At 50.3% G+C, this 22,587-nt stretch carries 16 protein-coding genes; 5 read left to right on the top strand and 11 right to left on the bottom strand.

The features are described from left to right. Positions 1-105 precede the first annotated feature (105 nt). The 3 genes from J7395_RS05515 to J7395_RS05505 are packed head-to-tail and all read right to left on the bottom strand — an operon-like array spanning position 106 to position 7,032. The gene (locus tag J7395_RS05515) at positions 106-4,827 is read right to left on the bottom strand and encodes a hypothetical protein (protein WP_209220773.1); all 4,722 of its coding nucleotides are present in this window, start codon (positions 4,825-4,827) and stop codon (positions 106-108) included. After that, the gene (locus tag J7395_RS05510) at positions 4,827-5,630 is read right to left on the bottom strand and encodes a hypothetical protein (protein WP_063086218.1); all 804 of its coding nucleotides are present in this window, start codon (positions 5,628-5,630) and stop codon (positions 4,827-4,829) included. Before J7395_RS05510 ends, J7395_RS05515 begins: the two co-directional genes overlap by 1 nt. Further along, complete coding sequence (locus J7395_RS05505) at positions 5,620-7,032, bottom strand: hypothetical protein (protein ID WP_063086219.1); 1,413 nt, start codon at positions 7,030-7,032, stop codon at positions 5,620-5,622. The genes J7395_RS05510 and J7395_RS05505 overlap by 11 nt, the downstream gene beginning before the upstream one ends. A 165-nt stretch (positions 7,033-7,197) precedes the next feature. On the opposite strand from J7395_RS05505, the gene J7395_RS05500 reads away from it, so the two are divergent. Next, a complete protein-coding gene (locus tag J7395_RS05500; RefSeq protein ID WP_083952713.1) occupies positions 7,198-8,424 on the top strand; it encodes a DUF2235 domain-containing protein in 1,227 nt (408 codons plus the stop codon). An 86-nt stretch (positions 8,425-8,510) separates the two neighbouring features. Here the strand turns inward: J7395_RS05500 and J7395_RS05495 are convergent, their stop codons facing one another. From J7395_RS05495 to J7395_RS05485, 3 genes are all read right to left on the bottom strand, one after another. Further along, on the bottom strand, positions 8,511-10,058 hold the full coding sequence (locus J7395_RS05495; RefSeq protein ID WP_063086220.1) for a hypothetical protein: 1,548 nt from the start codon (positions 10,056-10,058) through the stop codon (positions 8,511-8,513). A gap of 69 nt (positions 10,059-10,127) precedes the next feature. Next, the gene (locus J7395_RS05490; RefSeq protein ID WP_209220771.1) at positions 10,128-12,116 is read right to left on the bottom strand and encodes an AAA family ATPase; all 1,989 of its coding nucleotides are present in this window, start codon (positions 12,114-12,116) and stop codon (positions 10,128-10,130) included. Positions 12,117-12,378: 262 nt separating this feature from the next. Then, the gene (locus J7395_RS05485) at positions 12,379-12,588 is read right to left on the bottom strand and encodes a DUF3892 domain-containing protein (RefSeq protein WP_209220769.1); all 210 of its coding nucleotides are present in this window, start codon (positions 12,586-12,588) and stop codon (positions 12,379-12,381) included. Between the two features lie 723 nt (positions 12,589-13,311). Between J7395_RS05485 and J7395_RS05480 the strand changes: the two genes are divergently transcribed. The 3 genes from J7395_RS05480 to J7395_RS05470 all read left to right on the top strand — a co-directional run bounded on the left by J7395_RS05480 (position 13,312) and on the right by J7395_RS05470 (position 16,592). Beyond that, on the top strand, positions 13,312-13,614 hold the full coding sequence (locus J7395_RS05480) for a hypothetical protein (RefSeq protein WP_198155600.1): 303 nt from the start codon (positions 13,312-13,314) through the stop codon (positions 13,612-13,614). Between the two features lie 576 nt (positions 13,615-14,190). Then, a complete protein-coding gene (locus tag J7395_RS05475) occupies positions 14,191-15,966 on the top strand; it encodes a thiamine pyrophosphate-binding protein (protein WP_063086225.1) in 1,776 nt (591 codons plus the stop codon). 122 nt (positions 15,967-16,088) lie between these two features. Beyond that, the gene (locus J7395_RS05470; RefSeq protein ID WP_063086228.1) at positions 16,089-16,592 is read left to right on the top strand and encodes a MarR family transcriptional regulator; all 504 of its coding nucleotides are present in this window, start codon (positions 16,089-16,091) and stop codon (positions 16,590-16,592) included. Between the two features lie 15 nt (positions 16,593-16,607). Here the strand turns inward: J7395_RS05470 and J7395_RS05465 are convergent, their stop codons facing one another. The 5 genes from J7395_RS05465 to J7395_RS05445 are packed head-to-tail and all read right to left on the bottom strand — an operon-like array spanning position 16,608 to position 21,230. Then, a complete protein-coding gene (locus tag J7395_RS05465; protein WP_063086230.1) occupies positions 16,608-17,057 on the bottom strand; it encodes a hypothetical protein in 450 nt (149 codons plus the stop codon). A 4-nt stretch (positions 17,058-17,061) separates the two neighbouring features. Beyond that, entirely contained in the window at positions 17,062-17,910 is an 849-nt protein-coding gene (nadC, locus tag J7395_RS05460) for a carboxylating nicotinate-nucleotide diphosphorylase (RefSeq protein WP_196871246.1), read from the bottom strand. A gap of 29 nt (positions 17,911-17,939) precedes the next feature. Then, positions 17,940-18,932 carry an ABC transporter substrate-binding protein gene (locus tag J7395_RS05455; RefSeq protein WP_175494872.1) on the bottom strand — a complete coding sequence of 331 codons (993 nt, stop codon included), beginning with the start codon at positions 18,930-18,932 and terminating at the stop codon, positions 17,940-17,942. Beyond that, positions 18,929-20,152: a Gfo/Idh/MocA family oxidoreductase gene (locus J7395_RS05450; RefSeq protein WP_223304935.1), complete on the bottom strand. Its 1,224-nt coding sequence runs from the start codon at positions 20,150-20,152 to the stop codon at positions 18,929-18,931. Before J7395_RS05450 ends, J7395_RS05455 begins: the two co-directional genes overlap by 4 nt. Continuing rightward, a complete protein-coding gene (locus tag J7395_RS05445) occupies positions 20,136-21,230 on the bottom strand; it encodes a PDR/VanB family oxidoreductase (RefSeq protein WP_223304934.1) in 1,095 nt (364 codons plus the stop codon). The genes J7395_RS05450 and J7395_RS05445 overlap by 17 nt, the downstream gene beginning before the upstream one ends. Between J7395_RS05445 and J7395_RS05440 the strand changes: the two genes are divergently transcribed. Next, positions 21,219-22,496, top strand: coding sequence for a Rieske 2Fe-2S domain-containing protein (locus J7395_RS05440; protein ID WP_063086236.1), 1,278 nt, complete (start codon positions 21,219-21,221; stop codon positions 22,494-22,496). The two genes, J7395_RS05445 and J7395_RS05440, sit on opposite strands and share 12 nt — an antisense overlap. Positions 22,497-22,587: the final 91 nt, after the last annotated feature.

Raw genomic sequence — 22,587 nt, 5'->3', positions numbered from 1 at the left:
TAGTTCCGGTTCTTGTGCCTGATCGCAGTGCGGCACGCACAATATCGAGATCACCATCTTGCAACAGAATACTCATATCAGCCCTAAAGCCCCAAAGAATTGAGTTTAATGCGTTGCCGATTGATCATCGAAAAGGTCGTCGATAACCTGATTCCTGTTTTGCGTAGCGTCTTTCTGTCTTCGTTGGCCCTGCATATTTGCCATCACCACTTCCCCTGGCCTGATTTTCAATTTGGCCCCGTTTCCGAGCTCAATATCGACATTCGTCCATACGTGCTCACCGTCCTCGCCGATGCCACCTGCCGGCTTACCAACGATAAAACGAGGGAAAATGTCGAAATTGTTCCGGTAGTGAGGAGGGTGAATAAAGCCGATAATCTGAAGGTTACTTTGGAGTTCCAGACTACCTCCGAGAGACAGATCAATTAAGCTTTCATCTGACAAATTGGAGAACAGACCATCAATTATCAAAATGCCCTGCGCCGCATTTTCAGCTTTCCTTCTTAGAATCGGTGACAGCCCTAGCGCCGAGCCCTTTTCTAACGCGTCTCTCTTAAAGGCAAATTCAGCGAGCTTTACAGTCCACAACAATTCCAACGCCGCATATTGACCTTCACTCACACCCTCCCGGTCAAAAGGAAAGGGCCTTCCCCCAATCGAGTTGTGTTGCACCGCAATTTTTGCTTCTGGAAACAGCCGCGGATAAATGATTTTTGCAATTCGATCACGTGCTTGAGCTCTGTTACGTGTCAATTCCGCGGAAGTTGGTTCGCTCTTGGTATTAGCTTCCCGCTCTTCGGTTATCTCAATCTCTTCAAGAACCTGCTCAAGAATACTCTCCCATAGCTCGGGAGCAGCGGTTTCAATCTCGATCTTGAACGTTGCATCTGGCGTTTTTGCGAGGACTTCTTTGAGATATCCAAGATGTACATTTACGCCGTCATCAAGAAGCGTTTTCCACACCTTCATCAAGCTGTCTTTATTCTTTTTGACGTCCCGCTGGATTGCTTCGAGAAGCTCCCTTTGATCATCGATTTTCCCCTTTATCTCGTCAACCAGAGTCCTTACATCAGATGGTTCGGCGCGTGCGATACGTCTAAAAATAGGACCTTTGATATCGTCATCTGCTTCACCAGTGTTGGAGAGCTTTTCCTTTTCCGTCATGAAAGCCTTACGTGCCGATTCCACGGCCTTTAACGCGTCTCTAGCCAAACGCTCGGCCTCACTTCGTTTAGTTCCAAGCTCGTCGCAAATCATGCTGACATGCTCAATAAAGCCCTCTTCTTCGATAAAATATCTATCTTTATCAACAAGGTATCTTCTTATGAATTCGAACCTCTGGAACAAGGGGTCCTGTGCCAGCCTCCCATCTGATGCACCTTCTTTGTCCTTGAAATTCTGCACGAAGCCATAGGCGTCCACATAACGGTAGCAGATTGCGGACACCAGCTGATCGAGCCGCCCTTCCAAAACTAGCGCGCGCTCAATCTTTGCCCGCAGGAGGTTTACATCTCCTTTTGCCTGAGAAACTGCACCACTCAGTTCTTCGTGTTTTGCCTGCGTTGCCTCAAGCTCGTCCTTGATGTTTTCAATGTCCTGTTGACAATCTACATATTTCTGGGCTTTTTCGAAATTAATGCCACGCAACCGATCTCGGTTTTCCTTTAGAATCGCCTTTTGCGCTGCAATTTCAGCCTCAGCATGCTTGAGCCACTCAAATTCCCCTTGATCAAGTAAACGCTGCCATTCTTTCAGAACTTCAATCATTGCCAACTGTGAGGTGAATCCTAACAGTTTCTCTTCAGCGGCAGTCTTTTGGACAGACCTGTGTTCGACGGTTTCACCCAGGTGCTCACGCTGGGCTTCTAACTCTTCAATCTGATTCGTAAGTGATAGGTAATCTCTCTTCAAGATCGTCAGGTTTTCAGCTCCGCCCGCTTTGAGGAATTCCCGTCGATTGGAGATAAGTGTAAATGCTCGTCTTGTGATCCGCTGCTTTGCCAGAGCGGACGCCTCTTCCAAACCGACGATGGAACTCTCAAGTGAGGCCATCGCTTGATCACCACCGGCGTTTTTAAAACCTGATAAAGCAACTGCTGACAAAGATAATGAGCTTTGCTCACCTATGCGCTCAAGCTCTTCTCTAGTATGCTCAAGCCTTGCTTCACTTGACTTAATGTCTGCACGCAATTGCTTTTTCCGACGCTCAAGTGCTTCCGGTTCAACGAGCGCTGCGATCACATCGTTATACTCTCCCAACATCAAACCTGACGAGACACCGCCTTCCCAGGATATCCCGTTTGTTTCCCTGTTCAGAAAGTCTTTGAGGCCTTCCTCAAGAAAAACAGGAACCTGCAAATCTTCTCTATCCAATGCCTGGCGCATAGCCAATGCATCTTTAGGATTCTTGAAAACGGGAACAGCAAGGAACGCCCCGAATTGGCTCGCGAGCTTTTTGCGTTCCGTGTCACTGGAGATACATTCAAGGATCACATCGCTCACCGATTTGTAGCTTTGATCCTCAGTTAGAAGCGAGAACGCACGTAAAACGTCGCCAGATGGGGACACACATGCGTGTTCGAGGCTTCTGAGTTGGAGATGTAAAGTGGTCTGAGTTTCCTGTTCGTGACCGATATCGACGATCAACTGGCCACGTTGGTTACGGGCCCATTCCAACCAGGTATCTGGCTCTGCCTCTGGGCATTCTATCTCAAAGAGCGAACTCGATTGTTTAAGACCAGAAAGGTCATGATGGTTTCGCCGTGCGTCATCTAGTGCTTTGTTACTCTTGAACGAAGCGTCAAGTAGTTGATCTTCAAACGAGTCATTGGGCTCAAGGTCGCCAAACAGAGCTGTGTATTCGCTGTCTTCTGACGCAAAAGTTTCAAGCCTCTTCAACTCAGTATGAAGCTGGTCGATCTGCTTCCTATAGGCATTTAATTTGTCCTCGCTCGACTTAAGCAACTGTTCGCTTTCGCTGAGATCGCGCTTGCACTGCTCCAGTCTTTTCCCCTCCGCATCACAGTTCTTTTGAATCTGATCCGCATGTTCAATTGGAGACCAAGAGAGACCTTTTTCGTGTTTTCTTCCAAACTGATGGAATGCCTCAAAAGACTTGGACAGTTCTGCTTTTCTGCCGACCTTATCTTCGACTTCAGCGTCCAGGCGATCATTTTCGTTCAGGATTTTCTCTTCAGTCCGGATCGGCGCAGACAGTTCTTCAGCAGAGAATCCTCGCTCAACCATGTCATTGTAAGACCGGCGTAAATCCTCAGATTCTTTATGTTCGAGTTTTCGGCGATCGAGACGCTGCTGGGTGTCTGCCAACTCTTGCGCGAGCAGAATTGATTTTTCCGACAGATGATGTGCATCTGCTTCCATTTCAGATCTGTGTTTGCGTAGAGGGTTGGAGTCCATCTGGCTGGAAAGAATATCAAACGCATGATTGATCGCCTCGATCAGTGCGGCTTTTGAAATGCTCCAGCTATCATGTCGCTCTATCACTTTGAGCAGATCACCTAAAACCAACCATGTCGGCTCTTTACCGCCACTATGTTTGACAGGTTTTCCCGAGTCGACCCCAATGTACAGTGTACTTTCAATAACTTGCCGCGCCTTCTTCCCATAATTCACGCCAAGCACATTTTCTAGGAATCGTCTATAATTAAATTCGGGATCGGTGGCGAACTTTTTAAACAGATATGCTCCCCATAGGGCGGGTGCACCTTCGGTATTTGAGCCCTCAAGGGCTGGTACCCAGACGACATTGGCGAGTACCTCTCGCACCAGTTCATTCTCAATAGTCGTTGTTGGTGAACGCAACAAACCTGGCAGCGGATTTTCGTCAACGAGATCACGTAGCAAGACTACAGTTTGCGCCACAACAGACATACGTTCATTCAGCTGTCTTTCCGCTTTTTGTAGAGCGTCCCCCATATCAGCCAGAGGCTGTAAGTCTTTGAGCGTTGCCTCTTGCTCCTTTAGTTCCGTCTCGCGCAACCGCTGCTGTCGCTTTGTACGGCTGAGCTTTCTACCCGAGGCACTGACGTTATCTTCGAAGTATGGGCTTTCTTGGCTCCAATCCCCGTCTGCCCCATTGATGATTTCTCGAATGCGCGGACCCGCCATGAGCTCGGGCGCTATATTTTGCCAGAAGAAGCTGGTGCCAAAGTCCCTGCCCTTAACTCTTTCCGTTTTAAATAACGGCTCGGAATGATCGCCAGCTCCACGCAAAATATGATTGACGTTTCGCTCGAGAACATTTTTGGGCATATAAGCGTAAACTAGGGATCGCCACTCAATGCGATCCTTCCTTGGGCGCACATTCCATTTACTGCCAGGGATAGCTTTTATCGCAGCCTCGACTTCAGAATTTGCATATAGCTCTTCTGCCCCATCGTCTAACAGGCGAGAAATCGGTACCGCATCCAAATCACGGGGGTAGTAGTAGTATATGACGTCTCCGTTGGCATACCCGCACGCGCCAAATGTGACTCTTTTTCCCGGTAAATCCTCTCCAAATGCGCGATGCATATAGACCGGCTGATGAATATCCACCTCAATGAATTCAACACGAACATGGCTCCAGACACCCGCACTTTCCGGTGCCATCCGTTCCTTCATGCGTTTGCATAGACGAGCGTCCAAAGAGAGAATACCCAGCACACTTGACACGATAGAGGTCTTGCCTTTCCCGTTTGTCATCTGGACGGCTGTGTTAAATCCTCCAAATCGAAAACGCGTTGCGCGAAACCTTGGCCTCCATGGCTTCCCGGCCTTTTTGATATTCAGGAAATTTGACGTCTCAAACGCACCAATCAAAGCCATCAATCAAACTCCTCGGAATCCGATTGGCCCACAATATTGGCATTTGGATCCTGCACTGTCGCAAGGTTCAGGGTTCCTTCAACTGGGTCTTCTAGCGGGATTTCAAACAAGTCACCCAAACCGATTTCGACAGAATGTGCGGCTTCTTTAGCCGCAAGGAGAGTTTGCCGAAAAACATCATCACCAACTTGCTCTAGCAATCCCGCTTCCGTCATGGTCATTAAAAATGAGTCGACCCTGATCTGAACTTCTCGATGCGGATCCACCTCAAGGAGTATTTGTGCAAAGATCGCCCGTTTGTCCGGGGCGACGTCAATTCTCGACAAAGTGTCAATGCCTGACATAACCAATCCAACCAGATGCTCTCTTCTAAAATCCGCCCCGGTAAAGCGGGAAACCTCAGTTAGAGATCTTCCATCATAAAGTAGGGCCATGTGATGCGACCAAATGAATATCCACCACGTCCTCGCCGTCTGTTGGGTTTCGTTCTTTTGACGCTTCATCGCCTCCAGCGCGCTATGGCTCCCACCAAACTCCGGCATTCCTGATTGCGGGTTGCGCAAGAACAGGAATGTACGCTCGCCGATTTCCGGGCGTCCCGGACCACCTTCAACAATTTCAAGTTTAAACCCAAATGCCTCAGCGAGTTTTCCAAGAACATCCCATTGCTGAATGTCCAGATCGTCTAACGCCTTTGCAACATCCAGCTCCCCCGGGTGGCTTTTCCGTGTTCCTGAGCCAAGACGCGCCTCTCTGTGACGCAACATAAATGTCAGCAAATGCCCGAGGTTATCATCGATCACTCGGCACCTCTTCGCACTTTACAAGAACGATATCGTTACCTCTGAAATCACCATCGACGAGCGACAACTTCACTTGATCATGAAGCGCTACCGCTACACGAACTTGTCCAATTTGAAAGAAGGGTGGAGCACTAAAATCTGATATCAACTCCTCAACTAAGCGTATCGAGCTCTCTTCAACCCAACCATTCATAATAATCTCGGATAACGGCAGAGGTCCTTCTGCAAGTCGCTGTTCGAAGCGCTTGGCATAAGCATCGATACACTTGAGTTCTTTAAGTGAGAGATTTTCGTCTGCGGGCGGTAGGAGAACTCGGTTGGATTCAGTCTTGGTTGTCCGGCTGATGATAAAGTTTCTAAAATCCACCGGATGAGGTGCAACCGTCCGCGGCAATTGCGGCATCAGCAAATCAACCATGCCCATCATTTCTGCTTCGCTTAAAGGGTCATACGCAAAACGTAGTGCCAGCCTTGAAAAGTCAACGTGGCGTGCAATAACCGCGCCGCGGTCTTGCATTCTGTCAATACATTCAAGAAAGCGCTTCAAGAACCCCTCGAGTGACTGCGCCAGTTCACGCGGTGCACGACGGATCTGGTCCCACAGCACAGCACCCTCGCCATATTTTTCGGTATATTGTTGAAATCGTTCTGCGCAGGATGTCGTGGCAAGGTGTTCGCGCACCTCAAGAAGCGTCTTGAGTGCTCCTTCTATGGTTTCCTGATAGGCACCTCGGTTCTCAAGATAGTAACGCCGCAGTTGCCCAAAACCCGGTTGCTCGGTTGCTGCAACCAGCTGTTCAGCTTCACGATTAATACTACGGACCATCTGGCCGCAAAGGGCGATCATTTTACCAAAATCGCCCAACCTCAACGCTTTGACGACACCATCACTAAGATCTCCAGTATAAATCCATTCTTTGGCGGACTTAGCGATCTGAACAGTTTGATGCCCTCGCGCACTGAGCCTCACGAGCCCGCCAGACCTCGAACGCTCCAACAGTGCGGTATCTTTGGTAACGAATGATTTTGGATTGATTTCTTCCTCTCGCCCCGAGAGGAAATGCACCTCTGTCGGTCGTGCCAAGACCCTTACGACATACTGCACATCCGTCACGCCGAGTTCAGGATGGCGCTGCTGGATTTGATCAATGAAGGGATCTATCGGAATAAATGCCCCTGGCGATTCAAAATCTGAAACGGTTAAATAGTTAAAGAGCTCTAATGCGACATCAAGCCAAAGTCCGCGCAACTCACGGCCAGGGCGTGCTAGTACGACATCTTGCGCAGGTACTCCCACAGCATGCGCTGAGTCATGCAAGTCTACCAACCGGAATGCGCCCAACAACCACTCTAGGTCTTCGGGAATCTCGTGGTCAGAATTCTGCGAGAGGTCGTGCGGCATCTTCACAGCTCAGTGCAAGTTTTATGTGAATTCCGAAGTATAAATAGTTGCAACCAAAGATAGAATATACTTTCATAATTAACACATAGGAACAACTTGAAACTGTTCGAGATCCTATCGGAGCTCCCACGTTTCAGAAAAATCGCCACAGCGTCAGGTTAGGCCATGACAGATACCCCATCCAAAACGCGCATGTCGCGCTCCAGCGTCGGCCCAGGCAGGAATCTTGTTGTCTGTTGCGATGGCACCACCAACGAAATTGGCAAGCAGCTTTCCAATGTGCTTAAGCTCTATCGGATCGCAGAAAAGAGTGAACAGCAGCTGGTCTTTTACCAACCGGGAATTGGCACTGTTGCAATGCCAGACAGTTGGGGAAAGTGGCGGCAAAAGGCCCATGCCACTTTTGAAATGGCGACCGGGAAAGGTCTGGATCGCGACGTATTGGCAGCATACCGCTTTCTGGTAGAAAACTACCGTGAGGGCGACCGAATATATCTGTTTGGCTTTAGCAGAGGCGCATATACGGTTCGCGTATTGGCTGGCATGATCTATCTTGTAGGTTTGTTACGCCAACATCAGGCTAATTTTGCAGGCTATGCGCTTAAAGCCTACAAAAATGCCAAAGAGGATAGTAATTATGCTACCGCCCATGAGTTTCGCGAGATCGTGCGTCCCTATGCTCAGGTTCCGATCGAGTTTCTTGGCGTTTGGGATACGGTGTCCTCAGTCATCGTTCCGGTATGGCTCAGCATCTTTCCAAAGTTCCACCTTGAAGAACTACCATTCGCCTCGATAAATCCGGCAGTCAAGGTGGTTCGCCATGCCGTGGCTATTCATGAATACCGCCGGATGTTCCGCCTGAAAAACTGGGCGAACAGTCAGAAGTTCCAACCGAACCGATATTCACAGGCCACTAATCACACAAAGCAAGACCTGCGCGAGGTCTGGTTCAACGGTTGTCATTCAGATATCGGCGGCGGCTTTGTCGAAGAAGAAAGTGCGCTGTCCAAGTTCCCGTTACGATGGATGCTAGCGCAAGCACGAAACAGGGGCCTGAGAATTCGCACACAAATGGTCAACCATATCGTACTTGGCCACCCAAGGGTCAATGCGCGCCAATACACCAAACCATCGGCTGATGGCCTTTTACACACATCCCTCACGACCGGCTGGAGACTTCTGGAATTTCTGCCCAAGAACGCACATCGCCAAGAATGGCATGAACGAAAAATCTGGTGGAAACGGTTTTATTTTCCTAGGGGGGAGCCCCGCCATATTCCACCAGATAGCCTCATACATATATCCGCCATCGAGCGCTTCAAAGACAATGAAAAGGAACGCCCAAGAAATTGGCCTGCTTCATACGTTATTGAAAAGGCGGAAGGCCCGTGAATAATCCCAAGACTGTCGGTGCCATGAGTCCTCGCGGCCATTCTGCAGCATCCCTTGAGATCGCGCAATTTAAGCAGTTGGCTTCTTTAACGTGATTTACTCGGGCTTCGTGCAACACACCGAAACACAATCACTACGATACACGTTGGATACATAGCGTCTTCGGGATATCGACGTTCAAGAGTGGTCACGCAGTTCTCCAAACTTACCACCGATGCATCCTCCTCAGGGAGATCAAGAACCAAGACGAATCCCAAACGCGAGATGGCGGCATAAGATGCAGCTTGCCCACCTGGAGGGAAAGCTTTCTCAATATCGGCCAAATCTATTGGTTTTTTGCGTCCGCGACGTACTTTCAGTTCAATGGGGATTGAATCATCAAACAGTATGTCTGCCTCTCCACCGAAGCGTTCCGGCTTTTTGACGACGCGTGCGCCAAATTCACTCCGCAGGCGCTCATAGATAAATGGTAGAAAAAACTTGTCTTCAATCTGAAGAGTTTTTTCGTCTTTATGCTGCTCCAGCCAAACTTCGGCTAGCTCTCTCATGAGACTCGGTTCTTCGATACAAAACGAGGCTCTTCGAAGAAGCCCTGAGCATATTGCACCAAACGACTGCTCAAGTTCGGCTTTCCCACCAAACACTAATCCCTGACGTACGTGCTGATGTAAACGATGATACAGAACGAGCTCAGTTTCATTCAGCAAAGATCTCGTTTGGGGACTAAGTCCCGCATCCACAGCACCAAAGATATTTTGTTTTGCTGGCCGCCGAACAAAATAGCGAACAACAACATCGTTTCGCTCGCGGGGATCACTCTCCAAATCAAGGTCAATCAGATCAAGATAACCGTTCACTTCTAGGAACAATGGTAGAAGAATTTTATCCTCTAACCCCGAAGTGCCAATTCCAAGCATTGTTAAATCCATGTTGTCAAAAACTTGGATCGCCCACCTAAAGGGAATTCTATTAGACAGCAGGGTGAATTCCGTTTCTCCCGTCGTATCAAACCGTTCGTCTAATTGATTTACGAGAAGCTCCACCTGCTTTCTGAAATCTATACGCGGCCCAGAATCTCCGGGTCGATTCTGGGCTGTCGCAAGGAGCATGAGGAGTTTTGAAGAAAGCTCCAAAGCAAAAGGGATACGTTTGGAAACCTCTTCACATAGAACTTTCGGGCAGACCGCTATGTCAAAGACTTGCAGTCCATCAACTTCCGCACATGAAACACGCTCTACACACGGAGCAAGCTCATCAACCTCGCTACCTGTTTCCAGCCATTTGAGTCGAGTTGCGATATGATCTTGGTAATGCTCAAGAAGGGTTTTCTCTTCTCCTGTGGGGCTCATTTCAACTCCAGTCAGAGCTGACAGAGCATCACCGACAAGTTCTGACATTTTATGCGTATGCCTAATCGTTTCAGCTGCGAGACTAGACACCAACGCTTCTTTGCTGACCTTTCGAAAGAAATCGCAGAGAGATAGCTGAACAGTTATTGTTCGCTCAAGTTTAGGGTCTGGGCATTTCATCAAAACGAGCCGTGCAAAGAAGGTCTCACAAAGTTCGGTAAAGCGGAGCTTATGATGCTCGCGGGCAATGAAGCCCCCCATTTTCTCCGTATCATTTTCGGTCATCAGATTGCCTCTAAGGCTTGTGTCGTCACCAATTTTGTTTGCAAGAAACTAGAAGAGTTGTTGATCGTGTCACCCTGCTGATTGAGCTTGGGGACTCCCCGTTAATCTCACATTCCCATCTTCCCCATGTTGCGCTGCCCACTCCGACAACTGCTCGAGCAACTGGTCAAGATGTGGTTTCTGCGAATCGTAACCATCTGGATCCGGTGAGCCTTCAACGTATAACTCAATCATTCGGTCAAGAACCATTTCGCCAACTGCTTTGTCAGATGTCACAGCCTTGTAGGCTTCATAGGGTTTGTCTTTGCCAAGCTCCTCTCCACCAAGAAACCGTTCAAAGTCGGGAATACTCCAACGATGTCGAACATTGATACCGTCTTGACGACACGCGATAACAGCTTCGCGAATAGAGTTGTTAATTGTCCACATGGGGTTGTGGCTCTCGCCAGACTTGGAGAAAGGCCAATCAACATCATGAACAATCCCAAAGTCTGTCTTGAAATGATGCAAGATCTTCATGAGCGGTATCAGTATCGCTTTGCCTCGTGCTCGAATGATGCTGGCACTCCGCTTCAAATTGGAGTCTTCATTCTGAACAGAGCCAAGGAACGCAGCCTGTTCGGTATCTCCCTCCACCAGGATAGGATAACTGCCAAAAAAAACTTCAGCCAAACTGACATCCGTCAATTGCAGTGCCTTCAGGTTTTCTTTCTCATCAGGGGAGAACGACACCTGGTCTGCTACATAGATAAGCGGCGAGATCGATTTTCCGTCGACAGACCGCTCCAATCTTGCGATCGTCGTGTGATCTTCCAACGGGTTGATGAAATAAGGCGAGTGCGTTGTGATAAGCACTTGCCAATCTGGATGATTGGCGAGTGCATAGAGATGCGTTTGAGCCAAACGGGCCGCCATCGGATGCAACGCATTTTCCGGCTCGTCCATGAGCAATATATAGCCGGGCAATGCAGGGTCTTCCGCGTCGGCAGGAAAATCTCCGGTACCGTCTAAGGCAGCAAGTGTCGCAGCTAACTGTTCTATTTTGGCCTCATCTCTTGTTTTCTTCTTTTCTTCGCTGATCAAAGCCTTCTCAACAGCGGTACGACGCTCCTTGTCACGCTCCATCTCGTTATGGACCTGTAGCATCGACCAAAAAAGTGCTCGGCGCGCTCCCGTGCCTTGCTGGGTAAGCTGAGACTTTCCACTTGCCTCCTCGATCCTTATTCCTGATCCCTGTTTAAGTAAGGTCTCAATTTTCAAATCTGGTGGTGGCATTTCCACTTGCAGCTTTACCCCGAGATCAGGAAATACAGCTTGCAAGCTCCCCATCACTTTTTCTGAGATTTCATTTATCCGTGCTTCGTGCGGTACAGCCACTTTATTCACTGTATCGGCAAGTGCCAGTCTTGCTTTAAACAGATCCGAATTCTCGTCCTTCGCGGACGCCTTTAACTCGGTCACGATGGGGCTCAAAGCCAAAGTGAGGAGCACTTCTTCCGTTTTGATCGCGTCATCTAGAGAACCGACACGCATTGGCTTTGGTAAACGAGACTTGAATACATTGTCGGCCCCGCCGGCCTTACCATCACTTGCCCAGTCCTCGACCTCTGGATCCCAAGTCTCACGCGTAATGCCTTCACGATCTGCAGGCCATATCCAGCGACTTCGTACGATGCGCAGACCGTTGCCGTCATCAAATTTCCATTTCTCGTCAACATTGCCCATACCCTCAGGGATATGCACATCAAGTTGAATTTCCGACGCTTCACCTTCGGGAGCCCAATTGCAACGATCCTTGGCATAATCGAATGAACTCGGCGTGTGCGCCAGCTCGTAGGCTCTCAGGATTGTAGTCTTTCCGGCGTTGTTTGCACCAACCAGGCAAAGAATATTGTCCAGCTTAACGGTCAATGTCTCGCTGCCAATACATCCGACATTCTTTACGGAAATACTTACTAGTTTTGATCTCATCTCTCCCCCCATTTGCCAAAGGAACGTCCCAATCAGAAGGTATGAAAAAACCTTCCAGATCGATTTGTGCAATTTGATGGGAGCCATTCTAGACCAGAAGCAAACGTCAATGCTTGATCAACCACGCCCCAATTAAGAGTAGGGGGGCTATGCAAAGGTGGTTAATGGTTTGCTGGAAAGTGCCAAAACTATTGGTATCACAAAATCCGCTTCAACTGGGTTATCCCACTACATATTTTGTCATGGGTAGCACTCCTGCCCTCAATTCGGCCAACATCTCGGAAGAATAGCAGAGTTTAAACGGCAGCAATTTCGCCTTTAGTACTCGTGTCAGAATGTGCAATGAGACTTAACGGTTCACATTGTCTTTTTTCGAGCGATCAGGATTGTCGCGCGCGTATTCCCGACCATTGATCTTCACAACATGGGCGTCAGGATGCTGACCTTTTTTAATCTCGTTCACTATTTGCTTACGCGGAACATTCTTACGAGGTCCAACGTCGTAGTGCTCGTTGCGCCCACCGGGACCGTCGTTCTTTCCTTTGATCTTGGTCATCATCAAGCTCCTTGGAAATCTACTGAAAGCACAGAATAAAACAACTTCAGCGAATCTTCACTTAAAAATAATCAACCAAAAGACACTATTCACCTATTTGCGCCACCGATGATCGAAACAGGGCCCTGCCATCTGCCTTTTCTTCTTGGCCGAACAGTAGATGAATTTGTCCGTTAAAAGACCTTAACGGACAAATTCACAGCCGAAACGATTGCCCGCCTGCTTGACAGGGTATCCTCTCCACCCAACATCTCAATTCTGGGCTGTCGGCACCGTTTGGCTCTAAGCCTCCCCCGACAGACAATGGCCAAAGCTCGCCAATCTCCGGCGGGCTTTGGCTTCTCCGAAACGATCGGCTCGCCGAGAGGCCAGGCCGCACCGCGCCGCCTATCTTTCGCCCAGGGAAAAGGGTCAGTCCGGCTTCGGGTGCTTTTCCAGATATTCGCCGATCTTTATGCCAATGAGCAGCAGGACGAAAAAGGCCCCGGTGCCGAAGAGAAAAAGATTGATGCTGGTGGAATCCATAGGGACCTCCCTTGTCATGCATCCAACTCTCGACCCATGTCACCCTTGTATGATGGGCGAAACGGGACGACATTTCCAGCTTGTTGACGGGCAGAAGAGATAAAACGGGAGGCACGGACCACGGCAGCGCACTTCAGCCAGAACCCCAGAGCGACTGCGGTCGCGCTCAAGGCCTATCGCAATATTGCACACAACTGGGCATTGTCCGCCCGTCAGGCGGCAGCCCTTGCCGATATGTCCCCGGGCAAATGGCGCGGCGCGCGCCGCCCGAATTATCGCGGCCGGATCAATGTCGATCAGATGCTCAGGCTGAGCGCACTGATCGGCATCTATCGCAGCCTTGAGCTGTATTTTAACACGCCGATCGCCCGCTCCTGGATATTGCTGCCCAATCAGGGGCCGCTGTTTCTTGGGGCGAAACCCCTTGATGTCATGATCGCAGATGGATTGCCAGCTCTGCTTACAACCCGGCAATATCTAGACAACTGTCTGGACGGACAGTGATAGCGCGTATCGGTTTCAGATCAGATACCGGCAATAGCCAAGATTGCTTTGAAACTGTTGACCAAGGTGAGTCATCTGCCATCGAGGCGAAATGACTCTCCGAACCGAGATACTGGCTGGTCGACTCCCTCTCCTGCATGTCAGACTGCTCTTAGAGTTTATTCCTCAAACAGTGCCACGCATTCGTAGCATTGAGCACGATTGCGGATACGGAGTTTGGTCAAGGGTGGAGCCGCCATTGGTCCAGTAAAGGGACAGGGTTTTGCGGCGTGTAAGAGCAGGTCTGTTTATCGTCTAGGGCAGCACGTCGCAGTGACATCACGAACCGCGCATTTATCGACCACCTCTTTCCAGTGCACATTCAAGTGCCCGGCGACGGCCTCACCATCCGCTCCCAAACAAGCAGGAAGTCCCGCTTAGCTACCCAGACGGAAAAACAGAAGCAGATTGCTCCGTCACGAGGATCAGAGCCGCAGATAGCATCGGAAAACCCGTTTGACATGATATTAGATATCGAAGTACTTAAATGGGAGACTATAAAGAACACCAACTAAAGTAAAAAATCGGGAGGAAGAGATGGAAAAGGTCGAGCGGCCTGTCATATCCGAGACAACAGGCTTGTGGGGGAGCGATCTGATCGCGGAGATGCTGCGTGCTCTCGATGTCGAATATGTAGCGCTTAATCCCGGTTCCAGTTTTCGTGGGCTGCATGACAGCCTTGTTAATCATCTGGGCAACGAAAATCCTCAAATGCTGTTGTGCCTTCATGAAGAACATACCGTCGCAATTGCACATGGCTGGGCGAAGGTAACCGGACGGCCTATGGCCGCGATTGTGCATGCAAATGTCGGTTTAATGCATGCGACAATGTCTATCTACAATGCCTGGTGTGACCGAGTCCCTGTTATGGTCTTTGGGGCAACCGGTCCTGTCGATGCGACGGAACGACGACCTTGGATAGATTGGATCCACACGTCGCGCGATCAGGCGGCGATTGTTCGGCCATATGTCAAATGGGATGATCAACCTGCATCGTTATCTGCTTCGCTTGAGGCCATGATTCGCGGCGCTTTAATTGCAAAAACAGCACCCATGGCTCCTGTGTATATTTGTTTTGATGTTGCAGTACAGGAAGAGGCTGTCACAGCCCCGATCAAGACACCCGATCCAAGGCGTTTTAAGTTGCCTATGTCACAGGGATTATTGCCCGACGCGCTTGCGGAACTTCACACGCGGCTAAAAGAGTCCCGGTCCCCAGTATTTCTTATGGGCCGAGTTTCTCGGTCTGCAGATGACTGGGCATACCGAGTGGCTTTGGCAGAGCATTTCAATGCTCGCGTTCTCACCGATATCAAACTGGGTGCGGCCTTTCCGACAGACCATTCTCTTCATTCCGGAACGCCAGGATTTTTCCTTTCCCCTGATGGTGCAAAAGTCCTCAACGAAGCTGATTTGATTGTCAGTTTTGACTGGGTAGACGTTGCGGGCACACTCAAACAGGCTGGCGCTCAGGCCGAGAATGCACCACTCGTTCAGCTATCGGTTGATCACCAACTTCACAATGGCTGGAGCCTTGATCATCAGGCCGCGGTTCGAGCTGATCTGCATATTGCGGCTGAGCCCGACATCGTCATACGTACACTATGTAAAGAGGTCGGTTTAACACCCCAATTGAAACCGCAGAACTTGCCGGCTTTCAGTACCGGAAAGTTGACAGATGATTTGGGACCTATGGATGTAGATACCCTTGCTGCGGCCCTCGGCGATGGGCTTAAAAACGAGGTTGTGTCTCTTGTTCGTCTGCCATTGAGTTGGGGCGGGGATTTGTGGCATTTCCGTCATCCACTTGACTATCTTGGCTATGACGGTGGCGCAGGTATTGCCTCAGGGCCGGGTATGCTGGTCGGGGCAGCACTGGCACTGAAGGGTACAGATCGGCTACCCGTTGCCGTGTTGGGGGATGGCGATTACCTTATGGGTGTTTCGGCCTTCTGGACCGCGGCCCGTTACGGTATCCCTTTCCTCGCGATCATTGCCAATAATCGATCTTTCTATAATGACGAAATCCATCAGGAAAAAGTTGCCGTCAGCCGTGAACGTCCAGTTGAAAACAAATGGATCGGTCAGCATATTGGAGGACCTGATATCGATCTTGCCGCCATGGCCCGCGCGCAAGGGGTAAAGGCCATTGGTCCCGTGACCAATGCGCGTGATTTGAAATCGGCAATTGAGGTGGCACTCGAGGATGTCAGACAGGGCAATGCTGTCGTTATCGATGCACGCATCACCCCAGGTTACAGCAAAGCAATGTCTGCGGGAATGACCCGCACGGCGGATGAAACAGCAGAGTAAATATGGCATGTGTCAACCATGCTTGATATGCTGTGTATCAAGCATGTTTGACTCCTCTATACGACGACTGTATCAGTCAAACGCAAAATATTTCAGTTGGCTTTAAGGGCGTCGTTTTGTTCATGACCGATAAAGAAAACAGAGTTCCCAATTCGCGAGAGCGTCTTGCTCATATTATCCGGTTGGCAACTCGGGGTTTTAACCGGTCTTTGCAAATACGTTTGGCCTCTCATCATGTTACGTTCGGGCAGTGGATATTTTTACGCATCCTGTGGGAGCAGGAAGGTCTGACACAACGTGAGTTGAGTGAAGAAGCCGGATTAACTGAACCCACAACCCACACGGCTCTGCAGCGGCTTGAAGCGCTTGGTTTTCTTGAAAAAAGAACGCTAGCCGGAAACAAGCGAAAACAGCATGTGTTTCTGACCAAGCGTGGCAAAGAACTGCGCATCGAACTTGAACCGCTTGCCGTAGAGGTGAACGAGGTTGCGCTGGCAGGATTGTCATCTTCCGAGTTGGATATAATCCGTAAGGGGATGCTTCTGATTCTGGATAATCTTGAAGAGGATGAGCGAAAAGCAGGTGAAGAGGGGCGAAAGGTCCCTCCTACCCGCATTCCGACTTAAGTTTTTTTCAGGTATTTAACACGGCGCGGTCGCAGAAAGCCTCTCGATAAAGGTATCGGTCGTGGTTATTTCGCGAAGCGGCATGTTTTCGCTTCCGGCATCTGGATTTGCATCATAATTCAGTCCTTCACCATCCCAGAACCACCAATAGACAACATTTCCTTGTCGGTCCCTGATGGGAATACGGAATGTCGGGAAGGTGCTGTCACTGGAGGGGACCTTCGTGCTTGTCACTTTTCGCCCTTCAAGCATGCCTCGCTCGATTGCGGAAAATAACGGCAGCATAACCGTGAAGACTGATTGACCTGATGCGAGTTCGAGAATGTTTTCCGGAGGTTTTTTGTAGTAACCCGGCAATGCACGAATGACTTCTGGATAGGCCGGGTGATTATGTGTGATCTGTACATAGGCAAAACCACCCGGAAGTTTGACCTCAATCACATCGCCTGGCTGAAACTGTTTCATTTTCCTATCCCAGTGTTACGTCGAGGCCAATATCAAGGGTTGGTGCCGAGATCGTGATTTTCGAGCTTGAGATATAATCAACCCCGGTTTCAGCAACGTCCTTGATGGTGTCGATATTGATGCCACCGGATGCTTCGATCCGCGCACGGCCGGCATTAAGGGCAACCGCCTCTTTCAGACCGTTGATGCCGAAATTATCAACCAGCACCGTTGATGCGCCCGCTGCAAGGGCTTCTTCAAGCTGTATCAGCGTGTCGACTTCGATCTCGATTACGACAAGATGGCCGACATAATTGCGGGCAGCTTCAATTGCGTTGGTGATAGATCCGCAAACGGCAATGTGGTTGTCTTTGATCAGGACGGCATCATCAAGACCAAAGCGATGGTTGGCACCGCCCCCACAGCGCACCGCATACTTTTCAAATGCGCGCAGGCCCGGTGTGGTTTTCCGCGTACAGCAAATGCGTGCCTTTGTATGAGCAATTAGATCTGCGAACTTTGCGGTTGTCGTTGCGATGCCTGACAGATGGCACAGGTAGTTTAGCGCAACGCGTTCCGATGACAGTATGGCACGTGCATTGCCGGTCACCCGGGCGATTTCATCACCCGGGGCCAGAACATCTCCATCCTTCTTGAATGCCTCAAACGCCAGCCCCGCACCGGCAAGTGCAAAGGAACTTCGTGCGAAATCGACACCACATAAACGCCCGGCTTCACGCGAGACCAAAGATACTTTTGCACTGAGATCAGGACCAATTGTTGCATCCGTGGTCAGGTCGCCGGCGCGTCCAAGATCCTCCTTAAGGGCGGCGCGAACGCCTTCCTCGATCAGAATGTGCGGCAAGGAGGGCATGACTGCAGATGTTTTTGCGATGGTATTGGTCATAGGCTGAAGACCTCACGCGTGGAGGGGTGGAAAAGCTCGTCGATCGAAAGTTTGCGCGGTGAAAGTCCTTGGCGGTAGTGATAGTCAAGGAACGTCTCGATGACTTTGCGGTTTGGCGCAACGCCATAGGGCCAAAGATCATCACCCAGAAGGTTTTTCGCGCGATCAAGCGTGTCTTCGACAAACGGCATCGTGACCTTCGTCGCGGACGTGTCGCTCAGCGCATCAAGCGCCATCTTCTTTGATTGCGAGAACGCCTTAAGCAGCGCCCCGGGAAGCCATGGATGCTGCTCAGCCAAGCTTTTGCGGACACCCAACACATGCATGATCGGGAAGATCGATGTACGTTTATAGTGGTCTTCTGCCGCTGAAATGCTGTCAGTGAACAGGCGCCCGACATGCGGGTGACCTTCGTTAAAGCATTTTGGCCAACGCGGACCAATGAAACCATCAATCTCACCGTCCATCAGCATCTGATTAAGCGTCGCACCGTCTGGCGCCTGGGTCATTTTGACATCATCGGGCAGATCAACCTTGATCTTTTCCGGCCGACCCGGCGTGTCCATGCCACCACGTACCCAATGGATGTCGGATGGTTTTACCCCATAGTCATCCTCAAGAATGCCTCTCACCCAGACATTTGCCGTCAGCTGATATTCCGCAATACCGATGCGGCGTCCTTTGAGGTCTTCGGGGCTATTGATGCCTTTGTCCGTCCGGATGTAAACCGACGTGTGGCGGAAGGCGCGCGACAGGAAGACCGGAATTGCCACATAGTGAGATTCTTCTCGTGCGAGTTTTACGCAGTAGGACGAAAATGAAAGCTCGCTGACATCGAAATCTTCGTTACGGAATGCCCGGAAGAACATTTCTTCCGGGGACAGCAGCATTGATACGGGATCTACGCCATCAATTTTGACGCGTCCATCAAAAATCGGCCTGGTGCGATCATAGTCTCCGTAGGCAAGTGAAAGTGTCAGATTACTCACGAGTTTCCTCCAATATTTGTTTTTTGTGTCTGTATTTGATGAAGCAGCTTGACCGGTGCTGCCGCTTCTGCGGATTGCAAAATCGCGTGGCACGCTTCAAGCGTGGCAAGGCCCCAGCGCCCGGTTTGTGATGGCGGAGCGTTAAAGCGGACAGCTTTAATCAAGGCGGAGTTAACGCCGGCGCGTGGGCCCATCTCCAGCGGTGCAGGAATGTATTTCTGTTCGAAATGGCCGTGCAGCCAAACCCCGTTGGGCGTAATCCGCAGATCGCCGCCGTCACACGAGACAATGATCGGGCCAAAATGTTCGTGGTTTGGCGCGGGTGGTCGTGCCGGGGTTTCGCCATATGTTCGACCGGATTTCAGGGCGGATTCTTCTTCCGGGCTTGAAACCTTGGTCAAGGCTTTGCGGGCTTGACCGTAGCTTTCAGGGTCCTTCGGATAGCCAAGTTCGCCAACCCAGCCTTGCCATACATCGGAATCAAAATGCGCGTAGCCCGAATAGGTCAAAGAGGCAAAGGCACCGCCTTCAAATGTAGCCAATGCGCTATATGCGCCTTCAGTCGGGCGGGCCGGATCCCAGTTCCCGGTGGCCGCAGTGATGGTTTTCATCATGCCGCCACCCAGAAGCCTAACAATATCAAGCTGGTGGACAGCCTGACTGAAAATCACTCCGCCGCCTTCTTCTGTGACGAGTTCCTCCGGTCGACGCGGACGATATAGGAAGTCGGTATAGTTCATTGCATGAATCATGCGGACGTTGCCGACATCGCCAGACTGAATGATCTTATGGGCCAACATTACAGCCCCATCAAAGCTGTGGCTGGGGCCCACAATCAGTTGCACGCCCGCTTTCTCACAGGCTTCGACCATTTTGATGCCGTCTTCAAGATGGATCGCAAGTGGCTTCTCAACCAAAACATGCTTTCCGGCTTTCGCAGCAATTTCCACGTGATCGACATGCATTTGATGCGGTGTGGCGATATAGACGGCTTCGACGTCCGGATCGGCGCAAATATCCTCGACGTTCTGATAGGTGCGCCCGCCAAACTCCTGCTCGAACGCCGCACGTGAAGATTCCCGCGGTGCGCATGCCGCAACAAGTTGCACCCGATCATCTGCATTGATGCTTGGCAATGTCAGCATGAACCCGCGACCAAGCCCGATGACGCCAAGGCGCAAGGGCGCCTCAAGCTTCGGCTGATTAGAGTTCGATGACAAGATTTCCCTCCCTTGCGCGGGAGACACAAATCATGATCTGGCTGTCTTTTTCTTCATCCATCAGGACCATGTCGCGATGGTCAACATCCCCTTCGATCAGCTTGCAGCGGCAAGTGCCACAGGTGCCGCTTTCACAAGAGCTTACCGTTTTGATGCCATTATCACGAAGTGCTTCGAGAACGGACCTGTCAGCAGGAACCGTGATGGTGGTATCGAGATTGGCGACTTTCACTTCAAACGGTTTATCGTCTTCGCGCACGGCATCGACGGCTTTGAAGTCTTCGAAATGCACACGCCCTTCCGGCCAATGGCCTGAGATGGCTTTGATTTCTTCCATCAAGGGGGATGGACCGCAGCAATAGACATGCCCGGCACCGGGCTCTTCGAAGTGATCCCAGAAATCATAAACCTGATTGAGATCGCCATTGTCGTGATGAAACTTAACGCGTGATCCGAATGCGTTTTTGATATCATCCAGATATGCAGTTTCCTCGGCAGATCGGGTGCAGTAGATCATCTCGAACGGCTTGCCCTGCGCAGACAGGTGATTGGCCATTGCGTAAATTGGAGTGACCCCGATTCCGCCTGCAATCAGCAAATATTTCGGTGCATTTTTGAGTGCGAACGAGTTCTCGGGTGCCTGAATTGTAATCTCGCTACCTTCAGTAGCTGACTCGTGCATTGAGGATGATCCGCCACGCGATTCAGGCTCGCGTTTCACGGCAATCACGTAGGTTTCCGGAAATTCCCCATCATTAACAAGCGAATAGCGGCGCATCGCGCCGGATGGCGTTTCGACGGTGATATGCGATCCCGGCGCAAAGGCAGGGAGTTCGATCTCATCCACGGGGGAAAGCGTAAACTCGCAAATATAAGGCGTTAGCTGACGCCGTGCCTCTACGCGCATTTTTATGCTTTCTAATTCTGTTGACATTTTTTCCTCCCGAAGTAACTTTGATGAATAAATTAGATATCTAATAATTCTTGTCAAGTCACTAGATGCCTGTAATGATGTGATATTGATTCTTTGATATCTAAGAAAACACAAAGGAGGAGAGTTCACGTTATGCTCAGCCATGAAGAGAATGACCTGTTAACCCGCGTCTCGGGTGATGCGCCAATGGGGAAGCTGATGCGCCAGCACTGGACGCCGGTTTGCCTCATTGAAGAAGTTGCCGAAGCGGATGGCAAACCGCTGCTGGTGGAGGCGATTGGCAATCGCTATGTCGCCTTTCGGGATTCAAACGGAAAGCTTGGTCTTCTTGATGAGCTCTGCCCGCACAGACGTGCATCTCTGGTTTTTGGTCGTAACGAAGATTGCGGACTGCGGTGCCTCTATCACGGCTGGAAGTTCGATGTTGAAGGCAACTGTGTTGCCATGTCGTCCGAACCCGAAGGCAGTCCGCTACATGAGAAGGTAAAGCACAAGTCTTACAAGACCGTCGAATGGGGGGGCTTTGTTTGGGCATGGCTTGGCGAAGAAGAAGACATGTATCCGTTTTCGCCACCTGCATTTGCCCCGACCGAAGATACCCAGGTTTCAATCCTGAAAATCAGGATTCCGGCCAACTGGGCGCAGATTACCGAAGGGCAGATCGATTCCGCACATTCGTCCAGTTTGCATTCATCGGATATGAAGCCGGCCCGCGTTGAAGGCGCTTCCGCGGATGATCAGGCATGGTACCGCCCTTCGACGGATAAATCTCCGCGCATGCAGACCCAAACGACCAGCTACGGCTTCCACTATGCTGCGATCCGTAAGCCGATCAAAAATCCTAGTACCCATAACTATCTTCGTATTACCGAGTATATTGCACCCTATACATCTCTGATCCCGCCGAATAACAATTATAATGTTGCGAGTGTTATCGTTCCTATTGACGATGAAACCACTCATTTCCATTTCATTGCCTGGGGTGGAAAGGCCTGTCCGACAACCGAAGAGTGGCGAAAATTCAATCACGCACAAAAAGGCATTCACCTTGATGATCGTTGGGTCTCCCAGCGTCAATTGCACAATAATTTCCTGCAGGATCGCCAGGCTATGAAGCTCGGGAGTTTCACGGGTGTTAAGGGTATTCCCAATCAGGATATTGTGATGTGGGTATCTATGGGTGCCATTGTTGATCGATCGGTAGATATTCTTGGGGCTTCCGATCTCGCGATTGTCGAGTTTCGCCGCTTGATGGTTGATGCAGCCAGAAAAGTTGCTGCCGGTGGCGATGCGATCGGTACCGTCGAGCCAAGAATTCCGCATGCAGACATCGCTTCGCGCGAGGGGGTCTATCCGCAGACAGTGGATTGGCGAACTCTTGTGGAAGAGAAAAGTGTCGCTGCCGAATAAGGTTTTGATAGCAGGTTCGTTTGTGAGCCTGCTATTTTTTTCGAACAAAACTAAGATATCTAATTTTATGGTTGACTGATCTCCTTTGCTG

Origin of the sequence: Thalassospira sp. A3_1 (genome assembly GCF_017744215.1) — a bacterium.
Classification (GTDB): domain Bacteria; phylum Pseudomonadota; class Alphaproteobacteria; order Rhodospirillales; family Thalassospiraceae; genus Thalassospira; species Thalassospira lucentensis_A.
This window is presented reverse-complemented; position numbering and strand designations above follow the sequence as displayed.